Origin of the sequence: Bowmanella dokdonensis (genome assembly GCF_017254865.1) — a bacterium.
GTDB classification, from domain to species: Bacteria; Pseudomonadota; Gammaproteobacteria; order Enterobacterales; family Alteromonadaceae; genus Bowmanella; species Bowmanella dokdonensis.
Window position 1 is genome coordinate 1 of record NZ_JAFKCV010000293.1, and the last position, 308, is coordinate 308.

General features: G+C 57.1%; 1 protein-coding gene. It reads right to left on the bottom strand.

Going from position 1 to position 308, the window contains the following annotated elements; genetic code table 11:
- The coding region (locus tag J0A66_RS22645) for a 2,3,4,5-tetrahydropyridine-2,6-dicarboxylate N-succinyltransferase (RefSeq protein ID WP_500676672.1) at positions 1-295 on the bottom strand (295 nt) is incomplete at its 3' end.
- Positions 296-308 lie beyond the last annotated feature (13 nt).

Genomic DNA, 308 nt, shown 5'->3' on the forward strand with positions numbered 1-308 from the left:
AGCTACCGGTACGCACAGTGGCGGGGGGAACGACACGAACGCCTTCGGCAGCAAATTGCTCCGCGCTGTAGTCGGCATATTTAAGCGGAACCTTGTCGAAGAAGCGGCTTTCCGCGCCGTCCATCACCTGATTGTCATGCAAGCGGAAATACAGCAGCACCGCTTTTTTCAACCACTGATGAACCACCCATTCGCCAGCAATTTTCTCTGCCACTCTGGCTTTGCCGCTGTTCAGCAGGGCCATGGCCTGCGCAACCGCGTCGTGAATGCTCGCGTCGGCGGTGGCGGCATTCAATTCGTTACGTTGT